General features: G+C 39.6%; 21 protein-coding genes. 14 read left to right on the top strand and 7 right to left on the bottom strand.

Going from position 1 to position 23,143, the window contains the following annotated elements; all coding sequences use genetic code 11:
* Positions 1–18 precede the first annotated feature (18 nt).
* The gene (locus FIS9605_RS0112955) at positions 19–978 is read left to right on the top strand and encodes an MDR/zinc-dependent alcohol dehydrogenase-like family protein (RefSeq protein ID WP_026732963.1); all 960 of its coding nucleotides are present in this window, start codon (positions 19–21) and stop codon (positions 976–978) included.
* Between the two features lie 75 nt (positions 979–1,053).
* On the opposite strand, the gene FIS9605_RS0112950 is transcribed toward FIS9605_RS0112955, so the two are convergent.
* From FIS9605_RS0112950 to petP, 4 genes are all read right to left on the bottom strand, one after another.
* Positions 1,054–1,341 carry a hypothetical protein gene (locus tag FIS9605_RS0112950; RefSeq protein WP_026732962.1) on the bottom strand — a complete coding sequence of 96 codons (288 nt, stop codon included), beginning with the start codon at positions 1,339–1,341 and terminating at the stop codon, positions 1,054–1,056.
* Between the two features lie 117 nt (positions 1,342–1,458).
* Complete coding sequence (chlG, locus tag FIS9605_RS0112945; RefSeq protein ID WP_026732961.1) at positions 1,459–2,496, bottom strand: chlorophyll synthase ChlG; 1,038 nt, start codon at positions 2,494–2,496, stop codon at positions 1,459–1,461.
* A 109-nt stretch (positions 2,497–2,605) separates the two neighbouring features.
* Positions 2,606–3,706, bottom strand: coding sequence for a Get3/ArsA fold putative tail anchor-mediating ATPase NosAFP (locus tag FIS9605_RS0112940; RefSeq protein ID WP_026732960.1), 1,101 nt, complete (start codon positions 3,704–3,706; stop codon positions 2,606–2,608).
* 120 nt (positions 3,707–3,826) lie between these two features.
* A complete protein-coding gene (petP, locus tag FIS9605_RS0112935; RefSeq protein ID WP_026732959.1) occupies positions 3,827–4,021 on the bottom strand; it encodes a cytochrome b6f subunit PetP in 195 nt (64 codons plus the stop codon).
* A gap of 396 nt (positions 4,022–4,417) precedes the next feature.
* Here petP and FIS9605_RS0112930 point away from each other — a divergent pair, with 396 nt between their 5' ends.
* The 12 genes from FIS9605_RS0112930 to FIS9605_RS0112875 all read left to right on the top strand — a co-directional run bounded on the left by FIS9605_RS0112930 (position 4,418) and on the right by FIS9605_RS0112875 (position 18,387).
* Positions 4,418–5,263 (top strand): ABC transporter permease, encoded by an 846-nt coding sequence (locus FIS9605_RS0112930; RefSeq protein ID WP_026732958.1) that lies wholly within the window; start codon positions 4,418–4,420, stop codon positions 5,261–5,263.
* 98 nt (positions 5,264–5,361) lie between these two features.
* Positions 5,362–6,717, top strand: a complete 1,356-nt coding sequence (locus tag FIS9605_RS0112925) for an ABC transporter ATP-binding protein (RefSeq protein ID WP_026732957.1) — start codon at positions 5,362–5,364, stop codon at positions 6,715–6,717.
* A 47-nt stretch (positions 6,718–6,764) separates the two neighbouring features.
* The gene (locus FIS9605_RS0112920; RefSeq protein WP_231510314.1) at positions 6,765–7,232 is read left to right on the top strand and encodes an acyltransferase; all 468 of its coding nucleotides are present in this window, start codon (positions 6,765–6,767) and stop codon (positions 7,230–7,232) included.
* A 65-nt stretch (positions 7,233–7,297) separates the two neighbouring features.
* A complete protein-coding gene (locus tag FIS9605_RS0112915) occupies positions 7,298–8,797 on the top strand; it encodes a class I SAM-dependent methyltransferase (RefSeq protein WP_026732955.1) in 1,500 nt (499 codons plus the stop codon).
* A complete protein-coding gene (locus tag FIS9605_RS0112910) occupies positions 8,794–9,882 on the top strand; it encodes a glycosyltransferase family 4 protein (RefSeq protein WP_026732954.1) in 1,089 nt (362 codons plus the stop codon). The genes FIS9605_RS0112915 and FIS9605_RS0112910 overlap by 4 nt, the downstream gene beginning before the upstream one ends.
* Positions 9,883–9,945: 63 nt before the next feature.
* Positions 9,946–10,980, top strand: a complete 1,035-nt coding sequence (locus tag FIS9605_RS0112905) for an FkbM family methyltransferase (protein ID WP_026732953.1) — start codon at positions 9,946–9,948, stop codon at positions 10,978–10,980.
* Between the two features lie 370 nt (positions 10,981–11,350).
* Positions 11,351–12,427: a glycosyltransferase family 4 protein gene (locus tag FIS9605_RS0112900; protein WP_231510313.1), complete on the top strand. Its 1,077-nt coding sequence runs from the start codon at positions 11,351–11,353 to the stop codon at positions 12,425–12,427.
* Positions 12,428–12,895: 468 nt separating this feature from the next.
* The gene (locus FIS9605_RS0112895) at positions 12,896–13,564 is read left to right on the top strand and encodes an FkbM family methyltransferase (protein WP_026732951.1); all 669 of its coding nucleotides are present in this window, start codon (positions 12,896–12,898) and stop codon (positions 13,562–13,564) included.
* A gap of 83 nt (positions 13,565–13,647) precedes the next feature.
* Positions 13,648–13,887, top strand: coding sequence for a hypothetical protein (locus tag FIS9605_RS0112890; protein ID WP_026732950.1), 240 nt, complete (start codon positions 13,648–13,650; stop codon positions 13,885–13,887).
* Between the two features lie 234 nt (positions 13,888–14,121).
* Positions 14,122–15,087, top strand: a complete 966-nt coding sequence (locus FIS9605_RS0112885; protein ID WP_026732949.1) for a GDP-mannose 4,6-dehydratase — start codon at positions 14,122–14,124, stop codon at positions 15,085–15,087.
* Positions 15,088–15,270: 183 nt separating this feature from the next.
* The gene (locus FIS9605_RS0112880) at positions 15,271–16,578 is read left to right on the top strand and encodes a glycosyltransferase (RefSeq protein WP_026732948.1); all 1,308 of its coding nucleotides are present in this window, start codon (positions 15,271–15,273) and stop codon (positions 16,576–16,578) included.
* Between the two features lie 27 nt (positions 16,579–16,605).
* Complete coding sequence (locus tag FIS9605_RS0112875; RefSeq protein ID WP_035139558.1) at positions 16,606–18,387, top strand: glycosyltransferase family 2 protein; 1,782 nt, start codon at positions 16,606–16,608, stop codon at positions 18,385–18,387.
* Between the two features lie 77 nt (positions 18,388–18,464).
* Here FIS9605_RS0112875 and FIS9605_RS0112870 read toward each other — a convergent pair whose 3' ends face one another.
* The 3 genes from FIS9605_RS0112870 to FIS9605_RS0112860 form a co-directional block, all read right to left on the bottom strand.
* Positions 18,465–18,710: a hypothetical protein gene (locus tag FIS9605_RS0112870; protein ID WP_026732946.1), complete on the bottom strand. Its 246-nt coding sequence runs from the start codon at positions 18,708–18,710 to the stop codon at positions 18,465–18,467.
* Positions 18,711–18,987: 277 nt separating this feature from the next.
* Positions 18,988–19,527 (bottom strand): phosphate-starvation-inducible PsiE family protein, encoded by a 540-nt coding sequence (locus FIS9605_RS0112865; RefSeq protein ID WP_026732945.1) that lies wholly within the window; start codon positions 19,525–19,527, stop codon positions 18,988–18,990.
* A 225-nt stretch (positions 19,528–19,752) separates the two neighbouring features.
* Positions 19,753–20,691: a tetratricopeptide repeat protein gene (locus FIS9605_RS0112860; RefSeq protein WP_026732944.1), complete on the bottom strand. Its 939-nt coding sequence runs from the start codon at positions 20,689–20,691 to the stop codon at positions 19,753–19,755.
* Positions 20,692–21,079: 388 nt separating this feature from the next.
* Here FIS9605_RS0112860 and FIS9605_RS0112855 point away from each other — a divergent pair, with 388 nt between their 5' ends.
* Positions 21,080–23,134 carry an elongation factor G gene (locus FIS9605_RS0112855; protein WP_026732943.1) on the top strand — a complete coding sequence of 685 codons (2,055 nt, stop codon included), beginning with the start codon at positions 21,080–21,082 and terminating at the stop codon, positions 23,132–23,134.
* Positions 23,135–23,143 lie beyond the last annotated feature (9 nt).

Genomic DNA, 23,143 nt, shown 5'->3' with positions numbered 1-23,143 from the left:
ATAAGTTCAGCTTTTAACATGAAAGGACTCTGGCTGGAAAACAAGCAACTGCAATTACGTACCGACATCCCTATTCCCGAACCATCATCGGGAGAGGCTTTAGTACGAGTTTTGTGTGCAGGTATTTGCAACACCGATTTGGAACTTACTAGAGGCTATTATCCCTACAATGGCATTTTAGGGCATGAATTTGTCGGTGTTGTTGAACAAGGCCCAGAACACTTACTTAACCGCCGCGTTGTCGGAGAAATTAATGCTGTCTGCGGACAATGTCGCTTTTGTCGTAGCGGAAACTCTACTCACTGCGAAAACCGCACTGTACTTGGCATTGTCAACCGCAATGGCGCTTTTGCCGATTATCTTTGTTTGCCTGTAGAAAATCTGCATCCTGTCCCAGAACATGTTCCCACAGAAGCAGCAACATTTACCGAACCTGTAGCCGCAGCACTGGAAATTCAGCAGCAGGTGGCGTTGCGTCCAGATGACCGAGTATTGGTGGTTGGGGATGGCAAATTGGGGCTATTAGTAGCGCAAACACTAGCTGTGACAGGCTGTGACCTTTTGGTAATAGGTCGTCATCGCGATAAACTGGCTAACTTAGAGGCACGGGGTATCAAAACAGGCTTCGCTGATGCAGTGACAAATCGAGCCTTTGATATTTCAGTAGAGTGTACAGGCAATGCGGAAGGATTTGCGATCGCCCGCCGTGCTTTGCGTCCTCGCGGTACACTGGTACTCAAAAGTACCTATGCTGGCAACCTGAGTTTAGATGCTTCTTCATTGGTAGTGGATGAAATCACTCTCATTGGTTCACGCTGCGGCCCGTTTCCACCAGCATTGGCACTGCTAGCACAAGGCAAAGTGGACGTCCAACCCCTCATTCATGCCCGTTATCCCCTTTCGGAAGGACTAGCAGCTTTTGCCCACGCCCAAACTAAAGGTGTTTTAAAGGTATTGCTGGAAATGGGAAATGGTTAGTTGTTGTTTGTTGTTTGTTGTTTGTTGTTTGGTGTTCATTCCCAATAACCACCAACTACCAACCAACAACAAGTTCTAATAAAACATCGCATTCGTCTTAGCTTGATAGTCGATACAATTTATTGCTTCTTCTGTATTGGCAACTGAGGGATGAACTGTGCATTTGAGACGATGATCGTCGGTAAAATATTGGCAGCTGGCGCAGGGGATTTGATGCATTTTTTGAGCTGTCTTAACGCTGTCGCGCGTTGCTGCCCATAAACTCCACGCAACCAGAATAATTAACACCCAAGCGCTGACAAAGCAAATCGGCACTAAAAGCTGTTGAATTGTATGAATGAGAAAAGACAGTATTTGTAACACGGCAATTTTTGGAAAAGACTTATAAAAACTGTGAGTGAGGATCGAGAAGTTACTAGCGATCTTAACTTCTCATTCCTCACTCATGACCTCTTACCACAGAGATAACAAAAGGGTGAATTATATGCCAGCATGACCAATTGCCAAACCAGCAACAAGCATTCCCAAAACTAGGAAAGGTTGAGCGCTAGCTTGGTATTTTACGTCATTATTCATCGGGTCACGCAGGAAATACATATCTTGAAAGGTGATTTGCGGGATGATTAGTAATGCCAGAAGTGCGGCATACAAATTCTCATGAACGTAGACTAGATAGGCAGCGATCGCCGCTTGAAAGACATCAATCAATACTACACAAATCCAAGCGGCACTATTAGCACCAAACATGACAGGTAATGACTTTAATCCGAATTTGCGATCGCCCTCTATACTCTTAAAGTCATTGACAACGGCAATACCCAACCCAGCCAAGCTGTAAATCGCAGTGAAAACTACAATCTTCCAATTCAGTTCCCCAAACAAAGCATGGCCGGTACACCAAGGAAAGGCGATGTAACTAGCACCAAGGGCATAACCGCCTAGCCAACCATTTTGTTTTAGCTTCAGAGGTGGGGCAGAGTAAATGTAGGCAATCAAGCCACCCACCAACGCGATAACTGTGATGGTAGGAAATTCATGACCTGCCCAAACATCCAAAGTAAATGCTATGGCAATTCCAGCCAAAAGCAATACTATAATCTGGGTGACTACCTGGGGTAAGGGAATTGCCCCGGAGGGAATTGGACGGTAGGGTTCGTTGATGGCGTCAATTTCGCGATCGTAGTATTCATTCATGGTTTGGGTATAACCCGCCATGATTGGGCCAGCCAGCAACATACACAACAAAGACTTCAAAACATTTTCCAGCGTCCAGGTGTACTCTCCAGAAGAAGCCGCACCGCAAATTACACCCCACATCAAGGGAATCCAGGTGATCGGCTTCATCAGCTGCAAGCGGATTTTCCAAACCGAGGTTTCTCCAGATGCGGCACCTTTCATGCCCAGAAGTTGCCTGGTTTTGGCACTGCGACTAACACTAGCTGCTTCCTCAGTTGGTGCTACTGACTCTAGTGCATCAGGTGTATTGGAATTCGGAGTTATCGGAGTTGAGTCAGACATAGGCGTACTTAAGTAGGTTAAAGGGTAAAGGGTAAAGGGTAAAGGGTAAAAGATTGTTAACCTTTCACCCTTTCCCTTTTCCCCTTCCCCTGTTATTTTTCCGCATTTCCTAAAAAGAGATGATCAAATAATTATTTTGAAACTTTGCGCCAGTAACAGGTCTACCACTCAAGGCAGGAGGTAAGAAAATATTCCGTCTTTGGTCTCCTGCTTCTATAGTGACTTCTGGCCCGTACTGGGTGAGTTTGACCTGTTTTTTGTCAAATCCAGGCAAAAATAAGCTTACCTTGCATTCGTGAATGTCGATTTCAATTGGTTTAGGAGCTTGTACTGCTTGTGCTGTAAAGTTGGGTAGGGCATCCATCAACGTTTGCCAGTCTTCAGCTTTGATATCTGGAACGACACTCACAGGTAAGGGAGTAAATTCCTCAGAGAGATGAATGTTGCTGTCAGAAGATACAAGGATAACGCCACCTACGGTTAAACCGACTTGTTGGGCACCACCCCAAAGGTAACGGGCAGAAGCAACTTCAATAGGGTCAGGGGTTGTCACCAGGAAAGCGGCAACATGCTTGGGATCGGCAAGGGCGGCTTTACCCTTGTCTAGGAAATTGTTGACTTGGTTGGTGGGTTGGGCAAAGTTATCTGCTGTCCAGTTGACGTTGAAAAAAGTGCTAATTAACGGTTGAATCAAGGGCGATTCGGAAATTGCCTTGCCGAAATCGGAGTTAACAAACAATTGCCGAAATCTCCGCACATACCAACTTAGAGACTCTGGCATCCCAAACATCCGCAAAGTGGTGGTGTCACCGCTGCCATCGTAGATAATTGCGTCATATTTGCCGCTTTCGTAATACTCACGAATGGCATTCAGAACAAGGGCGCTGTCCATCCCCGGTAAGACGGATAGTTCTTGACCATAAACGTCTTTGAGGATGGGCGTTTTGAAATATTGCGCTTCCAGTTGTTTCACATCTTCCCAGCTACGTTCTAGCAGTACAGATGTTTTAAACTGTACAACTTGTAGATTAGCAGCTATTTCTTGGGGGTCAGAACCGATCGGGACACCCAACAAAATTTGTAATGCTGGTTCTGCACTTCCAGCTAGAAGTACGCGCTTTCCTTGGCTTGCCAATAATTTGGCAGCGGCGATCGCTACTTTTGTGCGAGGAGTGCCGCTTTTGCCCAAAAATGTCAATATCAGGGCCATTACTTGATTCCTGTTTTTACCGCCGGTTTTTCAACTCCAACTTAGCACTCGGCTTATTTTAGTAGCTTCTTTCCGAAGTTTAGCAATCAGCGGATTGAGCTACTGGTGACTTGTTTGTACCTACTGTACTACTTTGAGTTCATCTTCAAAAAACCAAGTGGCAAAATTATCATCAAACTTGACAACAACACCAACACCACTAGCATCAGTCATTTTGAAGCCTTCGATAATACCGATTTGTCCTAACCTTTGGACTACAGGGGCAGATACGCGATCACGCAAACGATAAACTTTGACTTTCTGTCCGATTTCCATGCCAACTCACAATGCAATTAACCAAAAATCAGTGTAGCTGAATCCGGTGCTGAGTGGGAGATGGGCAATAGAGGATAGCCTGGGGTTTTAACCTTAACAGGGAAGTGAGGAAAATAAATTAATGACTGCTGAAACAGAATGAACTTTTAGCACAGAACAGCGATCGTCTTTAATTGAACCAGATAGTTTAAATTAGCCGCATAAAGCTTAGACAAAATATCAGATGTGGTTAACCGATTTATGGTAAAATCTCCTAAAAATTTTTATTGCAATTTTGGAGTGAAAATTATTTCCAAAACAATACAATGGGAACTTTCATAACTAGTTAGCTTCAAAAAGAAAGAGAAAAATTGGATGTGTAGGTAGTGAGCGAGGAAGCAAGAGTTGTTGCGAACAATGCGAGGAGTTGTCCGGAAGGCAGGGAAGCTGAAAAACAGACTGCCCGTAAATGAACAGTGGTTGGCAAAGTTTGACTTGCTGAGAACACTAGTGCGGCGTGATTTAGAAGCACGCTACAAAGGCTCAGTTCTAGGTAATTTATGGCCTTTGCTCAATCAGTTATCACAGTTACTGATCTACACTTATTTATTCTCAATGTTGCTAAAGGTGAAGCTAAGCCTTAAAGGTTTGCCAGAAAATAACTTTACCTATGGATTGTGGTTATTTGCAGGGTTATTGCCTTGGATTGCCTTTACAGGTGGGTTGACTCAAGCAACAAATTCGGTGGTAGGACAGACAAATTTAGTCAAGAAGGTAGTGTTTCCCCTAGCTTTATTACCACTAGTGCCTATTTTATCAATGTTCGTTGAAAGTTCTTTTGGCTTAATGGTGCTGATTTTTTTTGTAGCGATAACTTCTCATACTTTGCATGCTACCTTGTCGCTTTTGCCGTTGGTCTGGATAACGCAATTATTGTTAACGGCGGGTTTGGGTTATTTAGCGGCAGGACTAACTGTATTTTTGCGCGATATTCCACAGACATTAGGGGTTATTTTAAATATATGGTTTTATCTGACACCACTTGTCTATCCAGCTAAGGTAATTCCAGAGCAATTTCGGAATTGGATATTTTGGTTAAACCCCATGACAGCCATTGGTGAAATTTATCGTGACCTAATTTTAGTGGGAGAAGTTAAGCACTGGGGTGAATGGGGAGTTGCTACCACCGTATCTGCATTAATATTTTGTTGTGGTTTTTTGGTTTATAAGCGTTTGCGTCCGGCATTTGCAGATGTATTGTAAGTAGCTGCGTGCAATCTATTAAATAAGGGAGCGCTTGCCTGTAATTCCTTGAAGGCATAATATTTAGCACAAATAGTTTTGAAAGCGTGTGTGGCAATATGAGTGAGGAGATTGCAATTTCGCTAAAAAATGTCTCGAAGTGCTATAAGCGCTATGTTCGTCCAGTGGATCGACTAAAAGAAATTTTGTTACCAGGAAAAAGCCACGCTCAGGAGTTTTGGGCATTACGAGATATTAATTTAGAGGTTCGCAAAGGAGAGACTGTAGGAATTATTGGTCAAAATGGCTCTGGAAAAAGTACGTTACTGCAAATTATTGCCGGAACGCTCACGCCAACTACAGGAGAGGTGAATGTAAAAGGAAGAGTTTCAGCGTTGTTAGAGTTAGGTAGTGGGTTTAATCCAGAGTTTACAGGGCGGCAGAACGTATTTTTTAACGGACAAATTTTAGGATTATCTCGAGAAGAGATAGAAGCTAAGTTTAATGATATTGCGGCTTTTGCTGAAATTGGCAATTTTATGGACGAGCCAGTGAAAACATATTCTAGTGGTATGTTTGTTCGCTTGGGATTTTCAGTAGCAATTAATGTTAATCCGGAAATATTGATAGTAGATGAATCTTTGGCAGTAGGAGATGGCGTGTTTGTGCACCGCTGTATGGCGAAAATCAGAGATTTTCAAGATTCAGGCGGGACAATTTTATTTGTATCCCATGATATAGGTTCTGTTTCACGGCTTTGTTCTGAGAGTGTATGGCTTAATCAAGGTGTAATTGTAGATGCCGGAATACCTGCTGAGGTATGTAAACACTATCAAGCTTGGGTGCATGAGGAAATAAATAAGAGAACTGCAATACATATTGAATCAGAACACAACGTTACTACTTTAAATCAAGAGAAAATTGATATAAATAAAATTACTATTAAAGAAATAAATCCTTTTACAAACAAGCCATATTTAGCATTTCCTGGATTTGAAAGATTTGGAACAGGTCGTGCAGAAATTGAAGCTGTATCTCTTGTAAATGAAGAGAACAAGCCCATTACGTTAGTTTATCCAGGTGATATAGTCAGAGTCCAAATTACTACATTTAGACATGACAAAATTAGAAAGCCTAATATTGGCATAGCTTTACTTGATAGATTACGAACTGTTTTATCAGGATGGAGCACAGAACTGCTAGATAAAAATTTTGCCAGTTGCTGGCTATCTCAGTCAGAGACAGGAAGATCAACAGTTGAATTTGAATTTATTTGGCCTCACTTAGCTGGGGGAAATTATGCATTTGATATAGCATTTGGAGATGGCCCCCATGACAATTTAGAAATGCTGGATTGGATTCAAAATGCAACTGTTATCCAAGCAGCAGTCAATGATTTTGTAGACGGAATATTTCAAGTATCTGGTAGAAAGATAAGGCTATTTGAGGTTGAAGATAAATTATGTACCAGATAATCAAAGACTTTTTCAAGTCTCGTTTAGAAAGATGGTTGAAATCATATATGGAAACTTATATCGAACAATATATTAAGCAATTTATGTCCCAGCAATATTTTGAGGAACGCATTAAAGATATAAGTTTAAACCAGTATATCGTCTATGGTGATGCTCAAAGACTGAAAATGTCAGATAATTGCGTTGTCAATAATGCGTTTTTCAACTTATCTTCCGGAAATATCTATATTGGTGAGTATGTATTTTTTGGGCATAATGTCAGCTTAATAACTGGAACTCACGACTATAAGAAGTTTGGCAAAGAGAGAATGTATGATTTTCCGAAAGAAGGCAATGACATCATCATTGAAGAAGGTACGTGGATAGCAAGTAATGTCACAGTCATAGGTCCATGTAAAATAGGCAAGCATTGTGTCGTAGCGGCTGGCGCAGTCGTGAAAGGTGAGATTCCTAACTATCATCTTGTAGCAGGTGTTCCTGCCAAAACTGTAAAAGAGATAAAAGCTCTAAATTAGCTTAGATGTCATGAGAATTATTAAATTAACAAGAATTTGTAATCCCTAAAGATGAGAATGTGAACATGATTGATGAAAACAAACTTGAAATTAATGTTGATGAATTAATGGAAAAAATTCGGGAGGAAGCAGCAAGGCGGAAGAACCAATCTCAGGCACCCATTTTTTCCCAAACCAATATTGCCCTTTCCCAAATCAATATTGAACCTGATATTGAAGTATCAGCAATGAATTTGTCGATCAACCATATTGAGGCTTTACTTGTAAATGCAGAATCTAGAGCAATTGTCCGTACAAAGTGGCCTGATAATTTGAATCAGTTTCCTTTTAATCTAAGTAAAGGAATACAAAAAGTAGCACTCAAAATATTAAATTTTATATTTAAAGACCAACGAGAAGTAAACTTTAATGTCATTAATGCTTTAAAAAGGTCTACCTTGCTGAATCAGCAGTTAATTGAACAAATAACAATTTTGCGATCGCATCTGGATGAGCACGTGCATAGTGTAAGTACTCGTTTACAAGCGATGGATGAACGTCTGAATGCTGTAGATGCTCGTTTGCAAACATTAGATGAGCGCTTGCATATTGTAAATAGCAGCATTCAAGACATTGATAGTTACTTTAATAAGATTGATACTCACACAAATAGTTCGATAACTGATGTACAAGAGCGCTTGGATGCTACAGATACTCGCATCAAAGGACTCGATGAGCGACTGATTGCTATGAATACTTGCATTCAAAGTCTAAATGAGCATTACATCAAAAATGATAGTTACCTCAAAAATGACCTCATGCAACAGAAACGTCTGATCGCAACGTTTCTGGAGGAGGCACGGCAACGTTTACCAGAATCATTTAATCAACAGCAGCTACAAACATTTATTAATGAAGATCAACATTCTCTGGATGCTTTCTACGCTGCATTTGAAGACCAATTTCGCGGTAGTCGTGAGGATATCCTCAACAAATTGAAATTTTACTTGCCCTTTATCGAAGAAGCAAAGGTTGGTACAACCGAATTTCCGATTTTAGATGTAGGTTGTGGGCGTGGTGAATGGCTAGAATTGCTGCGAGAGTCTGGTTATACGGCATGGGGTCTAGATATTAACAGAATCATGTTGGAGCAATGCCGAGCCAGAGGACTAGAGGTGATTGAATCAGATGTAATTGCTTATTTACAATCTTTACCTGATGGCAGCTTAGGTGCAGTAACTGGATTTCATATTATTGAGCATCTACCTTTTGAAAAGCTAATCCAGTTATTTGATGAGACCGTGCGGGTACTTAAGCCTAGTGGATTAGTAATTTATGAAACCCCAAATTCACAAAATGTCCAAGTAGGAAGTCATTTATTTTATATAGATCCCACCCATCGCAATCCCCTACCAAGCATCATGGTTAAGTTTGTCGCTGAAATCAGAGGTTTGTGCAATGTCAAGGTCATAAACCTTAATCCTTTTTCTAAAGAATTTAAACTGATTGGCTCTGAAGTTGCTGAACAGTTTAGCGATTATTTCTATGGCCCACAAGATTACGCCATCATAGGATATAAGCTATGAGCAATATTGCTATTTTAAGCCCATGTATTACCAGCGGTGATGCAGTCAGTAATGATGTCATACATATGTATGAGACTCTAGTAAAACATGGGTACAGAACCCAGATTTTTGCAGCAAATTGGGGTATTTCCAAACCAGCGATTAAACATGTAAATGAAATTCAAAGTTTTCTTTCTAAAAAATCTGATATTTTAATTTATCAATATTCTGTAGGGTGGAATGAAGGTCTTAACCTCCTCCAGAATCTTCAGTGTAAAAAAGTTGTTAGATACCATAACGTTACCCCACCAGAATTTTTTGAAGGTATCAATGCAGATTATGTTATTTCCTGTCGTTCTGGAAGAGAGCAACTCAAATCTATAGCCAATAGCAATTGCGATCTGTATTTATGTGCTTCTGACTACAATGCACAAGAACTATTATCTCAAGGAGTCCCGAAAACAAAAGCTTTAGTCTTGTCACCATTTCATCGTATAGAACGTTTGCAACATATTGAGGCAGACCTCAATGTTATAGATAAGTACAAAGATGGAAAAATTAATATTTTAATGGTAGGTCGCCTTGCTCCCAACAAGGGACATATAGCTTTAATTAATGCTTTTAGTATATATCACAATAGTTATAACAAAGATAGTCGTTTATTAATAGTTGGAAAACAAGATGAACGATTAAAAAAATATAGCGCAATACTTTATCAACAGGTTAAATCTTTAGGATTACAAGAAGCAGTAGTATTTACTGGAGGAGTTTCTGAAGCAGCACTGAAAGCTTATTATCTTGTTTCTCAGATTTTTTTAATTACCAGTGAACATGAAGGATTTTGTGTACCACTGGTTGAATCTATGGCAATGAAATTGTCCATTATAGCTTACGGCTCATCAGCTATTCCCTCTACTGTAGGAAAAGTGGGGTTGGTATGGGACAAGCCAGACCCATATTTGTTGGCTGCATCAATAGACTATCTAGCTAGAAACGAATCGACTCGCGCTTCTTTAGGTGAAATGGGTTGGTGTCGATATCAAGAAAATTTTACAAACGAAATAATTGAAGCGAAATTTATAGATGCTTTAAAAAAGCTGCAATGAGATTAGTTGCATTTTTAGGTTGATTATGATAGACGATTTAAGAATCTACAGAGAGGAAAGGATATGTTTAAGAAGTTATGGGATAGTGCTATACAGCTATTGAACAATATACAAATAAACAAAAATATTTTGAACTTTGATAAACCATTCAATTCCCAAGCAACAATTGATGATGTTGTTTATGCATACAGACTGATTTTGAAAAGGTTTCCAGATAATGAGGGGTTTCAACATTACAAAAAACATATAGAAGCTGGAATGACGCTTGATAAGCTCATAACTGGATTTTTACAGTCAACTGAATATAAAAAAAAATTAGAAACTGAAGAAGAAATTACAGCAGTCGATATTGGGGGAAAGTTTATATATGCTCGATTATCAGATCAAGATGTTGGAGGTGAAATCATCAAAAATAGACAACATGAACCACATATTACAAGGATTTTATCTAGTCTATTAAATGAGGGAAATACATTTGTTGATATTGGGGCAAATATAGGTTACTTTACAGTCTTGGGCGCATCTGTTGTTGGGGATAAAGGAAAAGTAATTGCAATAGAACCAAATCCTGATAACATCCAATTGATTTTTGCGAGTATTGTAAAAAATAGATTTAGAAATATTGATGTACTTCCATATGCTGCATCTGATTGTGAATCCATATTTGAAATGGTAATTGGAAGCTCTAACGGACATCTTGTAAACACTAAAAATCCTACAGAATACAGTGTTTTTACGCAATCTATTATTTTGGATGAGCAGCTTGCAAGATATCAGAATATTAATGTTGTAAAAATAGATGTTGAGGGGCATGAACTTAAAGCAATTAGAGGTTTTAAAAAAATATTAAAGAAATTGTTACCTACTATCATTACTGAATTTCACCCTAAAGCATTAAGAGAGTTTGGGGGAAATGAGCCTGAGGAATATCTATCTGAATTGTTTGGATTGTATAATTCAGTATCCATAATTTTAAGTGATGACAATATAAAGAAAGCTTGGGATTATAAGGAGATTATGGAATATTGGATTGATATTAATGAAGTTAATCAAACAGGAGATATGATGCACTTAGATTTAATCGCATCAGTAGATTAATTTTAATAATTAAAACACACAAATTCAGACAAATAACTATGTAACAACATAATGATACATCTGGAATTAGCTGACAAACTGGTAAGCAATCGACAAATTTGATGCAGTTGCTAATGAAAAAAAGGAAGTTGAGAAACTTCCGAATGTGCAGATGATATGGCAAAAGTTATGAAGATATTTGAAGCCAACAAATCAAGCCATATTGTCATTGTTGCGTATCCCCAATAGTAAGTTTAAACTCTATTAATTGTCTACATTAAATAGCTTCTTATAAAACAAAAAGATGATACGAATAGCTTTCGTAGTACAGCGATGCGGATTAGAGGTTAATGGGGGTGCAGAAACTCACTGCCTGAAAATTGCACAGCGGATGTCTCAATATTGGGATACGGAAATACTTACAACCTGTGCAATAGATTATCTAACTTGGCAAAATTACTATTCCCCAGGAATAACAGAAGTTGCAGGTGTTAAGGTGCGGCGTTTTTCGGTAGAGAAGCCACGAGATATAAAAGCATTCAATCATCTATCTGAAAAGATTTCTCCTCGTTTTAAATCAGCTTCTATAGAAGAACAAGAAGAATGGATGCAGGCTCAGGGACCAGTTTCTCATGAACTCACAGTTCATATAAAACAGCATCATCATGAATATGATGCTTTTATTTTCTTTACTTATTTATATGCGACAACGTATTTCCTTTTGCCATTAGTAGCAGACAAAGCTTATTTAGCTCCTCTAGCTCATGACGAATGGCCTATTTATATGAGTATGTGGGATACGTTGTTTGAAAAAGCGCGTGGATTTATCTTTAATACGGTAGAAGAAAGGAATTTTTTGAAAGTACGTTTTCCTAAGATAAATCTAGAGGGGCCTGTTGTTGGTGTAGCTGTAGATTCGCCAAAAGCCTTGAGTGCAGAAAATTTTAGGCAGATATACAAAATTGATGACCCTTTTTTACTATATGTTGGCAGGATTGATCCGTGCAAAGGCTGTGATGAGCTTTTTAGCTACTTTATTGAGTTAAGAAAACAGAATTCTACCTCCAGAAAATTGGTTTTGCTGGGTAAGCCAACAATGCCAATTCCCAAGCATCCAGATATTATTGCATTGGGTTTTGTGGACGATCAAACTAAGTGGGATGCTTTAGCAGCTTGTGATTTATTGGTAATGCCTTCACCATTTGAAAGTCTTTCTATGGTGTTGTTAGAAGCTTGGGCAGTAGGTAAGCCTGTATTGGTTAGTGACAAATGTGATGTCTTGGTAGGGCAGTGTCGTCGCGCACAGGGCGGACTTTGGTATACCTGCAAAGAAGAGTTTCAGGTAGCTATAGAGATGATGAATGAACACATTAGATATCAGTTGGGTTTGCAGGGAAAGAAGTTTGTAGAGACAAATTATGTGTGGTCGAAGATAGAGGAAAAATATTTAAGTTTATTGAATAAGTAATTTTAATTTCCACAAAGGGCGAGAGTTTTTACAAGCCCATTTGTTTATGACTGCTAGAAAATGATGTTCAAAAAAGTTTATGGGTACGCGAACGCCTACAAAAGCTAAAAGCAAATATTTGAGGTAATTAATGAAGAATATATTAAATAAATAATGATAAAAAAGCTCTTATCACTGGATTAACTGGACAAGACAGTTACTACCTCGCTGAAATCTTTGTAGAAAAAGGTAACTAAGCATTTGGCTTAGTCCGCCGTTCTAACACCAATAACCTAGAACGCATTAGTCACAAATTACCTCTTACTTAACTCACTACTAAATTGAAAAGATGTGTTTTAGTACAAGTCAGCGATTTACTGAGACAAGATTACCAAAGTGCTGGATAATACTCTTACATAGGAGTGTTAGACTGCTATAAGCAACTGAACAGATATTTGTACTGCAATAAAATCTGTATGAGAGGAAACAATGAGAAATTACGTTGATAAACCGTTTAACGGTGTTGCTGATATTGAAGATGTCATTTCAGCCTATAGATTAATTCTCGGCAGAAACCCAGAATATGCCGGATTTAAAGACTACGAAAAACTAATTAAAAACGGTATTTCACTAGATGAATTATTCTCATCATTTATTAATTCCGCAGAATATCAACAGAAAATTGAAGATGATGAAAAAGTACTTGCTATTGATTGTGGAGGGTATTACGTTTGTGTTAAAAAAAGTGAACAAGATTTTGGTCGTCAAATTGTAAATAATAAGACATGGGAGCCGCACGTAGTTAACGTGCTATCAAATCTACTAAAGGAAGGAGATACATTTGTTGATATAGGTGCAAATGTAGGTATGATGACTTTTGCAGGAGCAAAAGCGGTAGGAACCTCTGGAAAAGTCATAGCTGTGGAACCAAACCCTGATAATTTGCAATTATTATATGCGGGTATTGTAAAAAATAAGTTTAAAAATGTGTGTGTCATGCCATTTGCAGCGTCAAATAGGGTGGATATTTTTTCACTGGATGGTGGAACATCTAATACTTATTTAATTGCACCAGAGAATGGTAAGAACTATCTTCAGTCGGTTATACTTGATGACCTGCTAAAAGATCTTACTTCCATTAATGTAGTAAAAATGTAGTAAAAATAGATATAGAGGGACATGAATCTTATGCAATAGAGGGTTTTCGTACTCTATTAACTCTTCATAAGCCTATTGTCCTAATGGAGTTCAATCCACGCTGCCTTAAAGAGGTTTCGGAGCTAAATCCGCAAGACTTTCTTCGGAAGTTATTTGAAATATTTGAAGACGTACACATTGTAGAACATTCAGGTAAACAATCACTATTTAAAAGTGCTGAGGAAGTTTGGAAGTATTGGGAAGATAAAAATGAAGAAGCCGTAAAGACAAATTGGCTTCCTGACGGCATGTTGCATTTTGAGATACTTGCTAAAGCAAAATAAGGTTGCGCGTGAGACTGTAGCAAGAGGTCGTTTGAGAGTCTGCATTGTACTTGAAAGCAGAAAGTGAGGGTAATCATTCCTCTGGTTTAAATTCGGTGGCCATTCCCACTGTTAGTCTGTCATATGGCGTGGGTAAAATTTATACATAGCTCTCGCAACACTGTCGTATTTTTATCTACTGACAGAGTTTTGTTACGTGAGCTTTTTTTGACTTTGCAAACATCCTCTAAGATAATGGCAAAAAGAGCTCTCATCACCGGATTAACTGGACAAGACGGTTCCTACCTCGCTGAAATCCTTGCAGAAAAAGACTATCAAGTATTTGGCTTAGTTCGCCGTTCCAGCACCAGCAATCTAGAACGCATCAGTCACCTTTTTAACCAGATCCATATTGTATCTGGTGACTTGTTAGATCAGTCTTCGCTGATGGATGTGGTGACTGAGTGCCAACCAGATGAAATATACAATCTTGCATCTCAAAGCTATGTTCCCCTGTCTTGGACACAACCAGCACTTACTGCTGAATACACTGCTTTGGGAGTGTCGCGGCTTCTAGAAGCGATTCGACGCTGTAAACCTGATGCTAGATTTTACCAAGCTTCTAGTAGTGAAGTGTTTGGTCAACCCGATGAATCACCCCAAACCGAACGTACTGCTTTTCGTCCGCGTAATCCTTATGGTGTTGCTAAAGCTTACGCTCATTGGATGACAGTCAATTATCGCCAAAAATATAATCTTTTTGGTTGCTGTGGTATCACCTACACCCATGAATCTCCCCGTCGCGGTACAGAGTTTGTATTTCGCAAAGTTACTCACACTGCGGCAATGATTAAACTGGGATTAGCCAAGGAATTAAAACTTGGTAATTTAGATGCACGGCGTGATTGGTGCTATGCCAAAGATGCGGTATATGCTATGTGGTTGATGTTACAGCAAACTAAAGCAGATGACTATATCATAGCCAGTGGTGAAACTCATTCGGTGCGAGAACTGGTAGAATGTGCCTTTGAGTATGTGGGTTTGAACTGGGAAGATTATGTATCTGTTGACCCTGCATTCTACCGTCCAGATGAACCAGTACAATTGGCAGGTTGCATTTACAAGATTAAAGCGGAACTGGGTTGGAAACCACAGTGCTCCTTTGAACAGATGGTGCAGCTAATGGTCGATCATGATTTGAAGGAATTGAGCGACAAGTAATGGTTTTATAAATTTAATTTTGTCTTACAGCTACTGTTTTAGTGATTTAGTGGTATCAGTTTGCTACTTTATCATCTATGCCATGTACTTATCTATGTGTATCTGTGGATAATTATTCAAAACTAGTAGGGGTATACAGTTGTGTGCCCCTACTGCTAGAATCTGACACTTTAGGAGAAAAATATGGACTCAAAACCTGAAATTGCCAACAACACCGTTAGCGATAATTTTGGTGTGAATATTTCAGGTTATGTTAACAGTGAATTTGGGCTTGGTGAAGGAGTCCGAGGAACTATTAGAGCTGTTGAAGCGGCTGGCATTCCTTTTGTTATTAATAACTGTACTTTTAACACAATGCATAGGAAGATGGATTCTTCCTACACAGATTTTTCTGATGATAATCCTTATCCAATAAATATTATTCAGGTAAATGTGGATATGATTAATGCTTTTATCAGTTACACTAGTCCTGAATATTTTAAAGACAAGTATAATATTGGATTTTGGGCGTGGGAATTACCAGAATTTCCCAAAGAATGGTTGTCTGCGTTTAATCTTTTTCATGAAATCTGGACTCCAAGTAGTTATTGTGTAGAAGCGATCGCACCTGTATCTCCTATACCAGTGCTAAAGGTTATGCACAGTATTTCTCTTCCCAAACCCTCAGTTAGTAAACAAGCGCTAGGATTACCAGATAATAAATTTATTTTTCTGTTTATATTTGATTTTTGCAGTGTATTTGAACGCAAAAATCCGGCGGCTGTTATTGAAGCATTTAAACGGGCTTTTGGTAAAGAAAATGAAAACGTCTTGCTAGTAATTAAGTTTTCAAACGCTAAATACTTTCCAGATAAACTCCAGCAATTTGAAGTTTTAGTAGAAGGTTTTAAAAATATCAAATTAATTGATTGCTATCTACTTAAAGATGAACTAAATGCACTCATTTACAATTGTGATTGCTACTTATCTTTGCATCGCTCTGAGGGTTTTGGACTGACGATGGCAGAAGCCATGTTCTATGGAAAACCAGTCATAGCAACTGCCTATTCAGCCAATACCGAATTTATGAATCTTAGTAATAGTTTTCTTGTTAAGTACTCTTTAGTGTCTCTAACAGAGGATTACGGGCCTTACAAAAAAGGGAATCTGTGGGCAGAACCAGACATTGAACATGCTGCATGTTTAATGCAGTACGTATTTAATAATCCTGAAGAAGCAAAACAAGTGGGTATAAAAGCAGATCAGCATATTAAGTCTGTATTAAGCCCAAAAGTAATTGGAGAAAAGATGCGAAGAAGATTGGGGTATGTAAGGCAGATAAACAATATTTATTCAGATATTTATCAGTGTCATGCAGAATTACAATATAAAAATGCAGAGATTCAACGATTACAAACTTTAGTTAATGCTATGGAAAGTAGTAAATTTTGGCAGTTAAGAAGTAAAATGCTGAAGATAAAAGAAAAACTCCTATTTAAGAAGCATTATTAATTTTGTTTATTAAATCAAAAGATAGAAATGCAATTTAATAAAAAAGTTCAGAAACTACAACGTATATTGCGCAGACGAAAAACGCGAGGATTAATACACTTTATCTACCAAAATATTGCTTATCAACTGAGGAATAAAATAGCATATCAAAAATGGATAAAAAGAAATACATTAACACAACAAGATATCACATCTGCTCATCAGCAAATTGTCCAATGGCAACTCCAGCCTAAGTTTTCAGTAATTATGCCTGTTTACAATATAGAGGCAAAATTGTTAGAAAAAGCCATTGAATCAGTTCGCAAGCAAATCTACCCAAATTGGGAACTTTGCATTGCTGATGACGCTTCTACCCATCCCCATATTCGCTCTATATTGACTCACTATAGTCAACTTGATTCACGTATCAAAGTTGTATTCAGAACAGAGAACGGTCATATTTCTGCTGCTAGTAACTCTGCATTAGAATTAGCAACAGGAGACTATATTGCACTTTTAGACCATGATGATGAATTAACAATAGATGCTTTATTTGAAAATGCTAAGTTAATCAACCAGCACCCAGAAGCAGATTTTATTTATAGCGATGAAGACAAAATAGATAATAAAGGAAAGCGATTTTCTCCCTGCTTTAAACCAGACTGGTCTCCAGAGTATTTCTATTCTTGCATGTACACCTGCCACTTAGGCGTTTATCGTACTAGCATGATTCATGAAATAAATGGTTTCCGCAGCGAATATAATGGCTCACAAGATTATGATTTGGTATTGCGAGTTGTAGAGAAAACAAAAAACATCTACCATATTCCAAAGATTCTCTATCACTGGCGCAGCATATCCGCCTCTGCTGCATCTGGCTCACAAGCAAAACCTTGGGCGTATATTGCTGGTAGAAAAGCTCTAGAATCAATGTTAGAGCGCAGTCCGTATCCAGGGCGTGTGGAAGAAACAGCAAATCCAGGTATTTACAGAGTTCGGCGCGATATTATTGGGCATCCTCTTGTTAGCATAATCATCCCTAGTGCTGGCACAACTACTAAAATTCCTTCTGGTAATCTTTGTTTTTTAGAAAATTGCATCCGCAGCATTCAGCAGTTGAGTACCTATCGTAATTTTGAAATTATTGTGGTGGATGGTTATGACATTCCAAAAGCAACTTTAGAGAAAATAGTCGCTTTAAATGTGCAATTAGTACGTTGCGCTGAACCTTTTAACTTTTCGATGCGGATAAATAAAGGCGCAGCGGAAGCGAAAGGACAATACCTGCTGTCGTTAAATGATGATACAGAAGTAATTACTCCTGATTGGCTGGAATCAATGTTAGAACTTGCACAACAACCAGAAATTGGTGCAGTGGGAGCAAAACTTTTATTTCCTGATGGCAGAATACAGCATGTAGGGATAATAATTCTTGAAGGTAATCCTTGTCATGCTTTCTATGGTTTTGATAGCGAACAATCAGGTTATTTTTGTTCAAATATTGTCAATAGAAACTATTTAGCCGTAACTGCTGCTTGTTTAATGATGCGACAAGAGGTGTTTCAGCAGTTAGGAGGACTTGATGAGGACTTTCCTTTAAACTACAACGATGTCGATTTATGTTTAAAAGCGCATCAATTTGGATATCGCAATATAGTCACGCCTTATGCTCAACTTATCCATTATGAATCAGCTAGTAGGCAAAAAGGTTTAAGACCGGGAGAGTGGAATAAATTAAATGATAAATGGAAAGATTACTTTCATAAATTAGGAACAGATCCTTACTATAATCCAAATCTATCTTTGGATGCTCCTAACTTTGAATTATAGTAGCTGCAAGCTAAGTTAGAAGCGATCGCTTTTTTTGCAAGAAGCAATAAAAAAGCGATCGCTTTATATCACCAACTTTACATCTTACCTTTCTGCATTACTTCCTGAAGATGGCGACGGATTTCCTGTGCTTGCTCAATATCAGACTGGCGCAGCTTTTGGAACAGTTCTACACAAGGCTGAGAACCTGCTTGTTGTGCGTCTTGGATGTATGTGTCGTAAGCTTTGATAGCTTGGCCTTTATTGTGCAACACGGTGAGAAAGTCATACTCCAGGTTGCTAATCGGATTTTGAGACTGTCTGTTTTCTGTAGTTTGAGTCATTGATTCACCCTCCTTTAGAATTCCTATATTCACTTCTACTCGCTCTAACAGAGGTATTCATCTGTCCAAAAGCGTATGCACGAATACAACTAAAGAGGGTACGTTATGCTACAGCTCACACACCCTTCTGATGATTGGGAATCGGGGATTGGGCATTGGGAATAGGTGAAAATTATGAATGCTGAAAATTTCATAATTCATAATTCATAATTCATAATTCATAATTTTTATGCTCCTTGCCCCATGCCCCCACCTAATCACCAGTCCCCAGTCCCTTTTACCTAATTTCTTGGCGATGACGTGAATGCTCAAAATCGCGCTCTTTTTGTTCTTGATTGCCCTCAAGGTAGACAATCGGGCAAAATTTTGTGTTTGCGCTCATACAATCCATATGTGGTGTCTTGGCACAGACAATTAGCAAGGCACCCAAAACAAACAATAAGCCACAAATTGATGCGACTTTAATCCAAGAAATATCCAGTGCTCCGTGAACAACGACTTCTCGCAGTACAGATACAATCGTAATTTCAACTGCTACACCGACAGCAATGCTGTGTTCTTGCAAGTAAATCATGAGCAGTCGAAATAGTTCCACCAAAATCAAGATGAATAAGATTTTGGCAGTCACATGTTTATAGTCCAGTGTCTGGGTAAGGGCGACAAAGATTCCCCGCAGTTGCAAGAGCATGACGCTGAACAAACTCAGACACAGGACAATCACAATCAAATCTTGGAAGGCCTCCATGTGGCGGACTATCCAATGTCGGTCAAACCAGCGATCGCATAACAAAAATTGGCTTTTGGGGCGCTTCCTCATGAACTTTTCCATTTGTATTGGGACAACCGTTGACACACCAGCCAGTCCACCCAACACTTTTATTTTGATTGATTTTGACCGAACTGGGAATTAGGGATTAGGGCAAGGGGCATAAAAATTATGAATTATGAATTATGAATTATGAAATTTTCAGCATTCATAATTTTCACCTATTCCCAATTCCCGATCCCCGATCCCCGATCCCCGATCCCCGATCCCCGATCCCTAATTCATTCTTTGTGCTTGTTGCAACAGTTGCTCAGCTTTATTTGTCCACTCGGGATTATTCTGGGCTTTGTATAAATCTCTGGCGTACTGCAAAACCTGCGCCGCGTCTCCATATTGATTAAGCTGTATAAAAACTAACCCTGCACCATAATAGGCGTTGGGATAGTTGGAGTTAGCTTCGGCTGATTTTCTAAAAGCTTCTAAGGCATCTTTTAACTTGTTTTGGCTATATAAAATTGAACCAAGACTGTAGTAGGCTTCTGGATATTTGGGATTAATTTGTACTGCTTTGCGAAAGGCATCTTTGGCTTTATCTATTTTGCCTTGCTGGAGATAACATACGCCCAGATGGTAGGCTGGTTCTGGAGCATTTTTACTATATTCCATTGCTTTTTTAAAGGATGCGATCGCTTTATCCCAATTTTGTTGCTGCTCTCTGACTAACCCCAAATTATAGTGAGCAACTCCCAGTTTCGGATCGAGTTCTAATGCCCTTTGTAAGTAATCATTTGCCTGCTGTAAATTCTTTCCTTCCAACAAAGCGCCACCCAAATTGGCATAAGCCAGAGCAAACTTGGGATCGGCTTGAGTGGCTCGATAAAATGCATCGGCTGCTGGTTGTAATTGTCCAGCTTGCCTGAGTGCTAAACCCAAATTGTAGTGAGCTGGGGCTAGGTTAGGATCTAACTCGGCAGCTTGACGAAAGGCAGCGATCGCATCTGGTATTTTACCTGCCTGAACAGCCTGTAAACCTTGATTTAAATAGTTTGTAGGGTTTTTATTATCAGTTTGTGCTAGCAAGTCAGGCGGGGAAGAGGGGATAGCTTGGGGTTTTAACTCCAGCGAAAGAGTAGGGAATGGGATGAGAATTGTTCCAATTCCGAATATTAAGCTCGCTGACGTGAGAAGATAGTCTTTGTAAAGTAATGCTCGCATCGGTTGTTGATTGGTAAATATTGTAGGGTTTGCTTATAAAATTTTGATTTGCAGCTATACAAATAAAACCTGATTCCTCAGGTTTTAAATCTGCTGATGTGATGGTAACTAAGTATCTCAGCAATAACTCCACTTTTAGTTACGTTTTCTTTACAAATATTTGGTTACAGTTGCAATCAATCTATTAATCTTTAATTTTATAAATCTAAATTTGTAAAATTTAACTTTTAATGACCCAAATCTTACAACAGGATACGATTTTTTGCTGCTTGGTTAAAGGCGAGTTAATGTCAAATTAAAGACGGGATAATTCCTTAAATAGCCGTTTTGATCTCTTCATAACTCAAACATAACGCGGTTAAGTGTGCCAGACCGTAAGGAAGGTTTTATGAACGAAAAAGTAAACTCGGGTTCGCGAAATGTAGCAATTGTCGGTCCTTATTTAAGTGGGAAAACCACTTTACTAGAAAGTTTGTTATTTGTGGCAGGAGCCATTTCCCGCAAGGGCAGTGTCAAGGATGGTAACACTGTGGGCGATAGCGCTCAAGAAGCGCGCGATCGCCAGATGAGTGTAGAAGTGGGCGCTGCTAGTACTGAGTATAATGGCACCCGCTTCACTTTTATTGACTGTCCGGGAAGTGTAGAATTTGCTCAAGAAACCTACAATGCCCTGATCGGAGTCGATGCAGCAATTGTAGTTTGCGAACCCATCAACGATCGCGTCCTCACTCTCGCCCCTCTGTTTAAATTCCTCGACGATTGGGAAATTCCTCACCTTGTTTTTGTTAACAAGATGGATCGGGCGAATATCCACGTCTTGGAGACACTGCACGCTCTCAAAGCTGTTTCTAGCCGTCCCCTAGTAGCGCACCAATATCCGATCATGCGAGGGGAACAGCTAATTGGTTTTATCGACTTAGTTACCGAACAGGCGTATCATTATCATCCAGGCGCACCTGCTGACCCCGTCCCGTTTCCCGAAGAACTTAAAGAAGAAGAACACATTGCCCGAGCAGAAATGCTCGAAGCCTTAGCAAATTTTGACGACCACTTACTAGAAGAACTTTTAGAAGATATTGAACCACCCCAAGAAGAAATCCTCAAGGATTTGAAAATGGAATTAGGGGCAGATTTGGTAGTGCCAGTATTCTTTGGTGTTGCTGAACAAGATTATGGCGTCAGACCCCTACTAGAAGCCTTGGTACGGGAAGCCCCTGAACCAGAAACCACAGCTGAACGTCGCTTACGTGGTACTAAAACAGGCGACACAACCGTGGCGCAGGTGCTAAAAACTTACTACACTCCTCAAGGTGGCAAACTTTCCCTAGTGCGTGTTTGGCAAGGTAAATTAACTGATGGTATAGTCCTCAACGGCATTCGTACTGGTGGTATTTACCGGATGATGGGGCAACAGTTACAGCAAATTAATCAAGCTGGCGCTGGAGAAATTGTCGCTTTGAGCCGAATGGAGGGTATAAAGACTGGGGATACACTATCTACTAATCAGCAGTCGGCTATAGAATTACCCAAAGCCGAACAATTAGAACCAGTTTATGCTCTCGCTATTACTCCCGAAAAGCGCAACGATGAAGTGAAGCTAAGTGGTGCTCTTAGTAAGCTACTAGAAGAAGATCCATCACTTGCTTGGGAACAACACGGCGACACCCACGAAGTTATCTTTTGGGGTCAAGGCGAAATTCATTTGCAAGTAGCCCTAGACCGTCTGCGCCGCAAATATAATCTGCCGATGACAACCCACTTGCCACAAGTACCTTACAAAGAAACCATCCGCAAACCAACTTCATCGGTTCACGGGCGCTATAAGCATCAAAGTGGCGGTCACGGTCAGTTTGGTGATGTTTATCTCGACATCAAACCGTTAGCGCGCGGCGAAGGCTTTAACTTCAACGAGACCATTGTTGGTGGTGTAGTTCCCAAACAGTACATCCCTGGTGTGGAAATGGGCGTGCGGGAATTTCTAGCACATGGCCCCTTGGGTTTCCCGGTAGTGGATGTGGCGGTAACGCTAACCAATGGTTCCTATCACAGCGTTGATAGTTCCGAACAAGCGTTTAAGCAAGCTGCCCGCCTAGCAATGCAAACGGGAATACCGCAGTGTCAACCCACCCTCCTAGAACCAATTATCCGGGTGCAAGTAACTACCCCCAGTGAATTTACCTCTAAAGTTATGCAATTGGTGACTGGCAGACGGGGGCAGATTTTGGGTTACGAAGCCATACATGATTGGCAAGGTTGGGATAGTATCACAGCCTACTTACCGCAAGCCGAAATGCAAAACTTTATCGTGGAATTGCGATCGCAAACTCTCGGTGTCGGTTCCTTCCACTGGGAATTTGACCATCTCCAAGAAGTACCCGACAAACTTGCTGAACGCATCCTGACTACTAACAGTGGTAATGGTGGTAACGGCAACAGCAAGTGAAGTGATTAG

It is taken from the genome of Fischerella sp. PCC 9605, from assembly GCF_000517105.1.
Taxonomy (GTDB): domain Bacteria; phylum Cyanobacteriota; class Cyanobacteriia; order Cyanobacteriales; family Nostocaceae; genus PCC9605.
Note: the sequence above shows the minus strand (reverse complement) of the source record. Positions and strands in the feature narration are given on the sequence as shown.

Bases quoted from the DNA above. Each gene is read 5' to 3' on its own strand.
- FIS9605_RS0112915 (WP_026732955.1), top strand. From the start codon at position 7,298: ATGATTGATGAAAACAAACTTGAAATTAATGTTGATGAATTAATGGAA.
- chlG (WP_026732961.1), bottom strand. From the start codon at position 2,496: ATGTCTGACTCAACTCCGATAACTCCGAATTCCAATACACCTGATGCA.
- FIS9605_RS0112910 (WP_026732954.1), top strand. From the start codon at position 8,794: ATGAGCAATATTGCTATTTTAAGCCCATGTATTACCAGCGGTGATGCA.
- FIS9605_RS0112860 (WP_026732944.1), bottom strand. From the start codon at position 20,691: ATGCGAGCATTACTTTACAAAGACTATCTTCTCACGTCAGCGAGCTTA.
- FIS9605_RS0112890 (WP_026732950.1), top strand. From the start codon at position 13,648: ATGGAGTTCAATCCACGCTGCCTTAAAGAGGTTTCGGAGCTAAATCCG.
- FIS9605_RS0112895 (WP_026732951.1), top strand. From the start codon at position 12,896: ATGAGAAATTACGTTGATAAACCGTTTAACGGTGTTGCTGATATTGAA.
- FIS9605_RS0112885 (WP_026732949.1), top strand. From the start codon at position 14,122: ATGGCAAAAAGAGCTCTCATCACCGGATTAACTGGACAAGACGGTTCC.
- FIS9605_RS0112880 (WP_026732948.1), top strand. From the start codon at position 15,271: ATGGACTCAAAACCTGAAATTGCCAACAACACCGTTAGCGATAATTTT.
- FIS9605_RS0112905 (WP_026732953.1), top strand. From the start codon at position 9,946: ATGTTTAAGAAGTTATGGGATAGTGCTATACAGCTATTGAACAATATA.
- FIS9605_RS0112870 (WP_026732946.1), bottom strand. From the start codon at position 18,710: ATGACTCAAACTACAGAAAACAGACAGTCTCAAAATCCGATTAGCAAC.
- FIS9605_RS0112900 (WP_231510313.1), top strand. From the start codon at position 11,351: ATGTCTCAATATTGGGATACGGAAATACTTACAACCTGTGCAATAGAT.
- FIS9605_RS0112920 (WP_231510314.1), top strand. From the start codon at position 6,765: ATGGAAACTTATATCGAACAATATATTAAGCAATTTATGTCCCAGCAA.
- FIS9605_RS0112955 (WP_026732963.1), top strand. From the start codon at position 19: ATGAAAGGACTCTGGCTGGAAAACAAGCAACTGCAATTACGTACCGAC.
- FIS9605_RS0112855 (WP_026732943.1), top strand. From the start codon at position 21,080: ATGAACGAAAAAGTAAACTCGGGTTCGCGAAATGTAGCAATTGTCGGT.
- petP (WP_026732959.1), bottom strand. From the start codon at position 4,021: ATGGAAATCGGACAGAAAGTCAAAGTTTATCGTTTGCGTGATCGCGTA.
- FIS9605_RS0112875 (WP_035139558.1), top strand. From the start codon at position 16,606: ATGCAATTTAATAAAAAAGTTCAGAAACTACAACGTATATTGCGCAGA.
- FIS9605_RS0112865 (WP_026732945.1), bottom strand. From the start codon at position 19,527: ATGAGGAAGCGCCCCAAAAGCCAATTTTTGTTATGCGATCGCTGGTTT.
- FIS9605_RS0112940 (WP_026732960.1), bottom strand. From the start codon at position 3,706: ATGGCCCTGATATTGACATTTTTGGGCAAAAGCGGCACTCCTCGCACA.
- FIS9605_RS0112930 (WP_026732958.1), top strand. From the start codon at position 4,418: ATGCGAGGAGTTGTCCGGAAGGCAGGGAAGCTGAAAAACAGACTGCCC.
- FIS9605_RS0112925 (WP_026732957.1), top strand. From the start codon at position 5,362: ATGAGTGAGGAGATTGCAATTTCGCTAAAAAATGTCTCGAAGTGCTAT.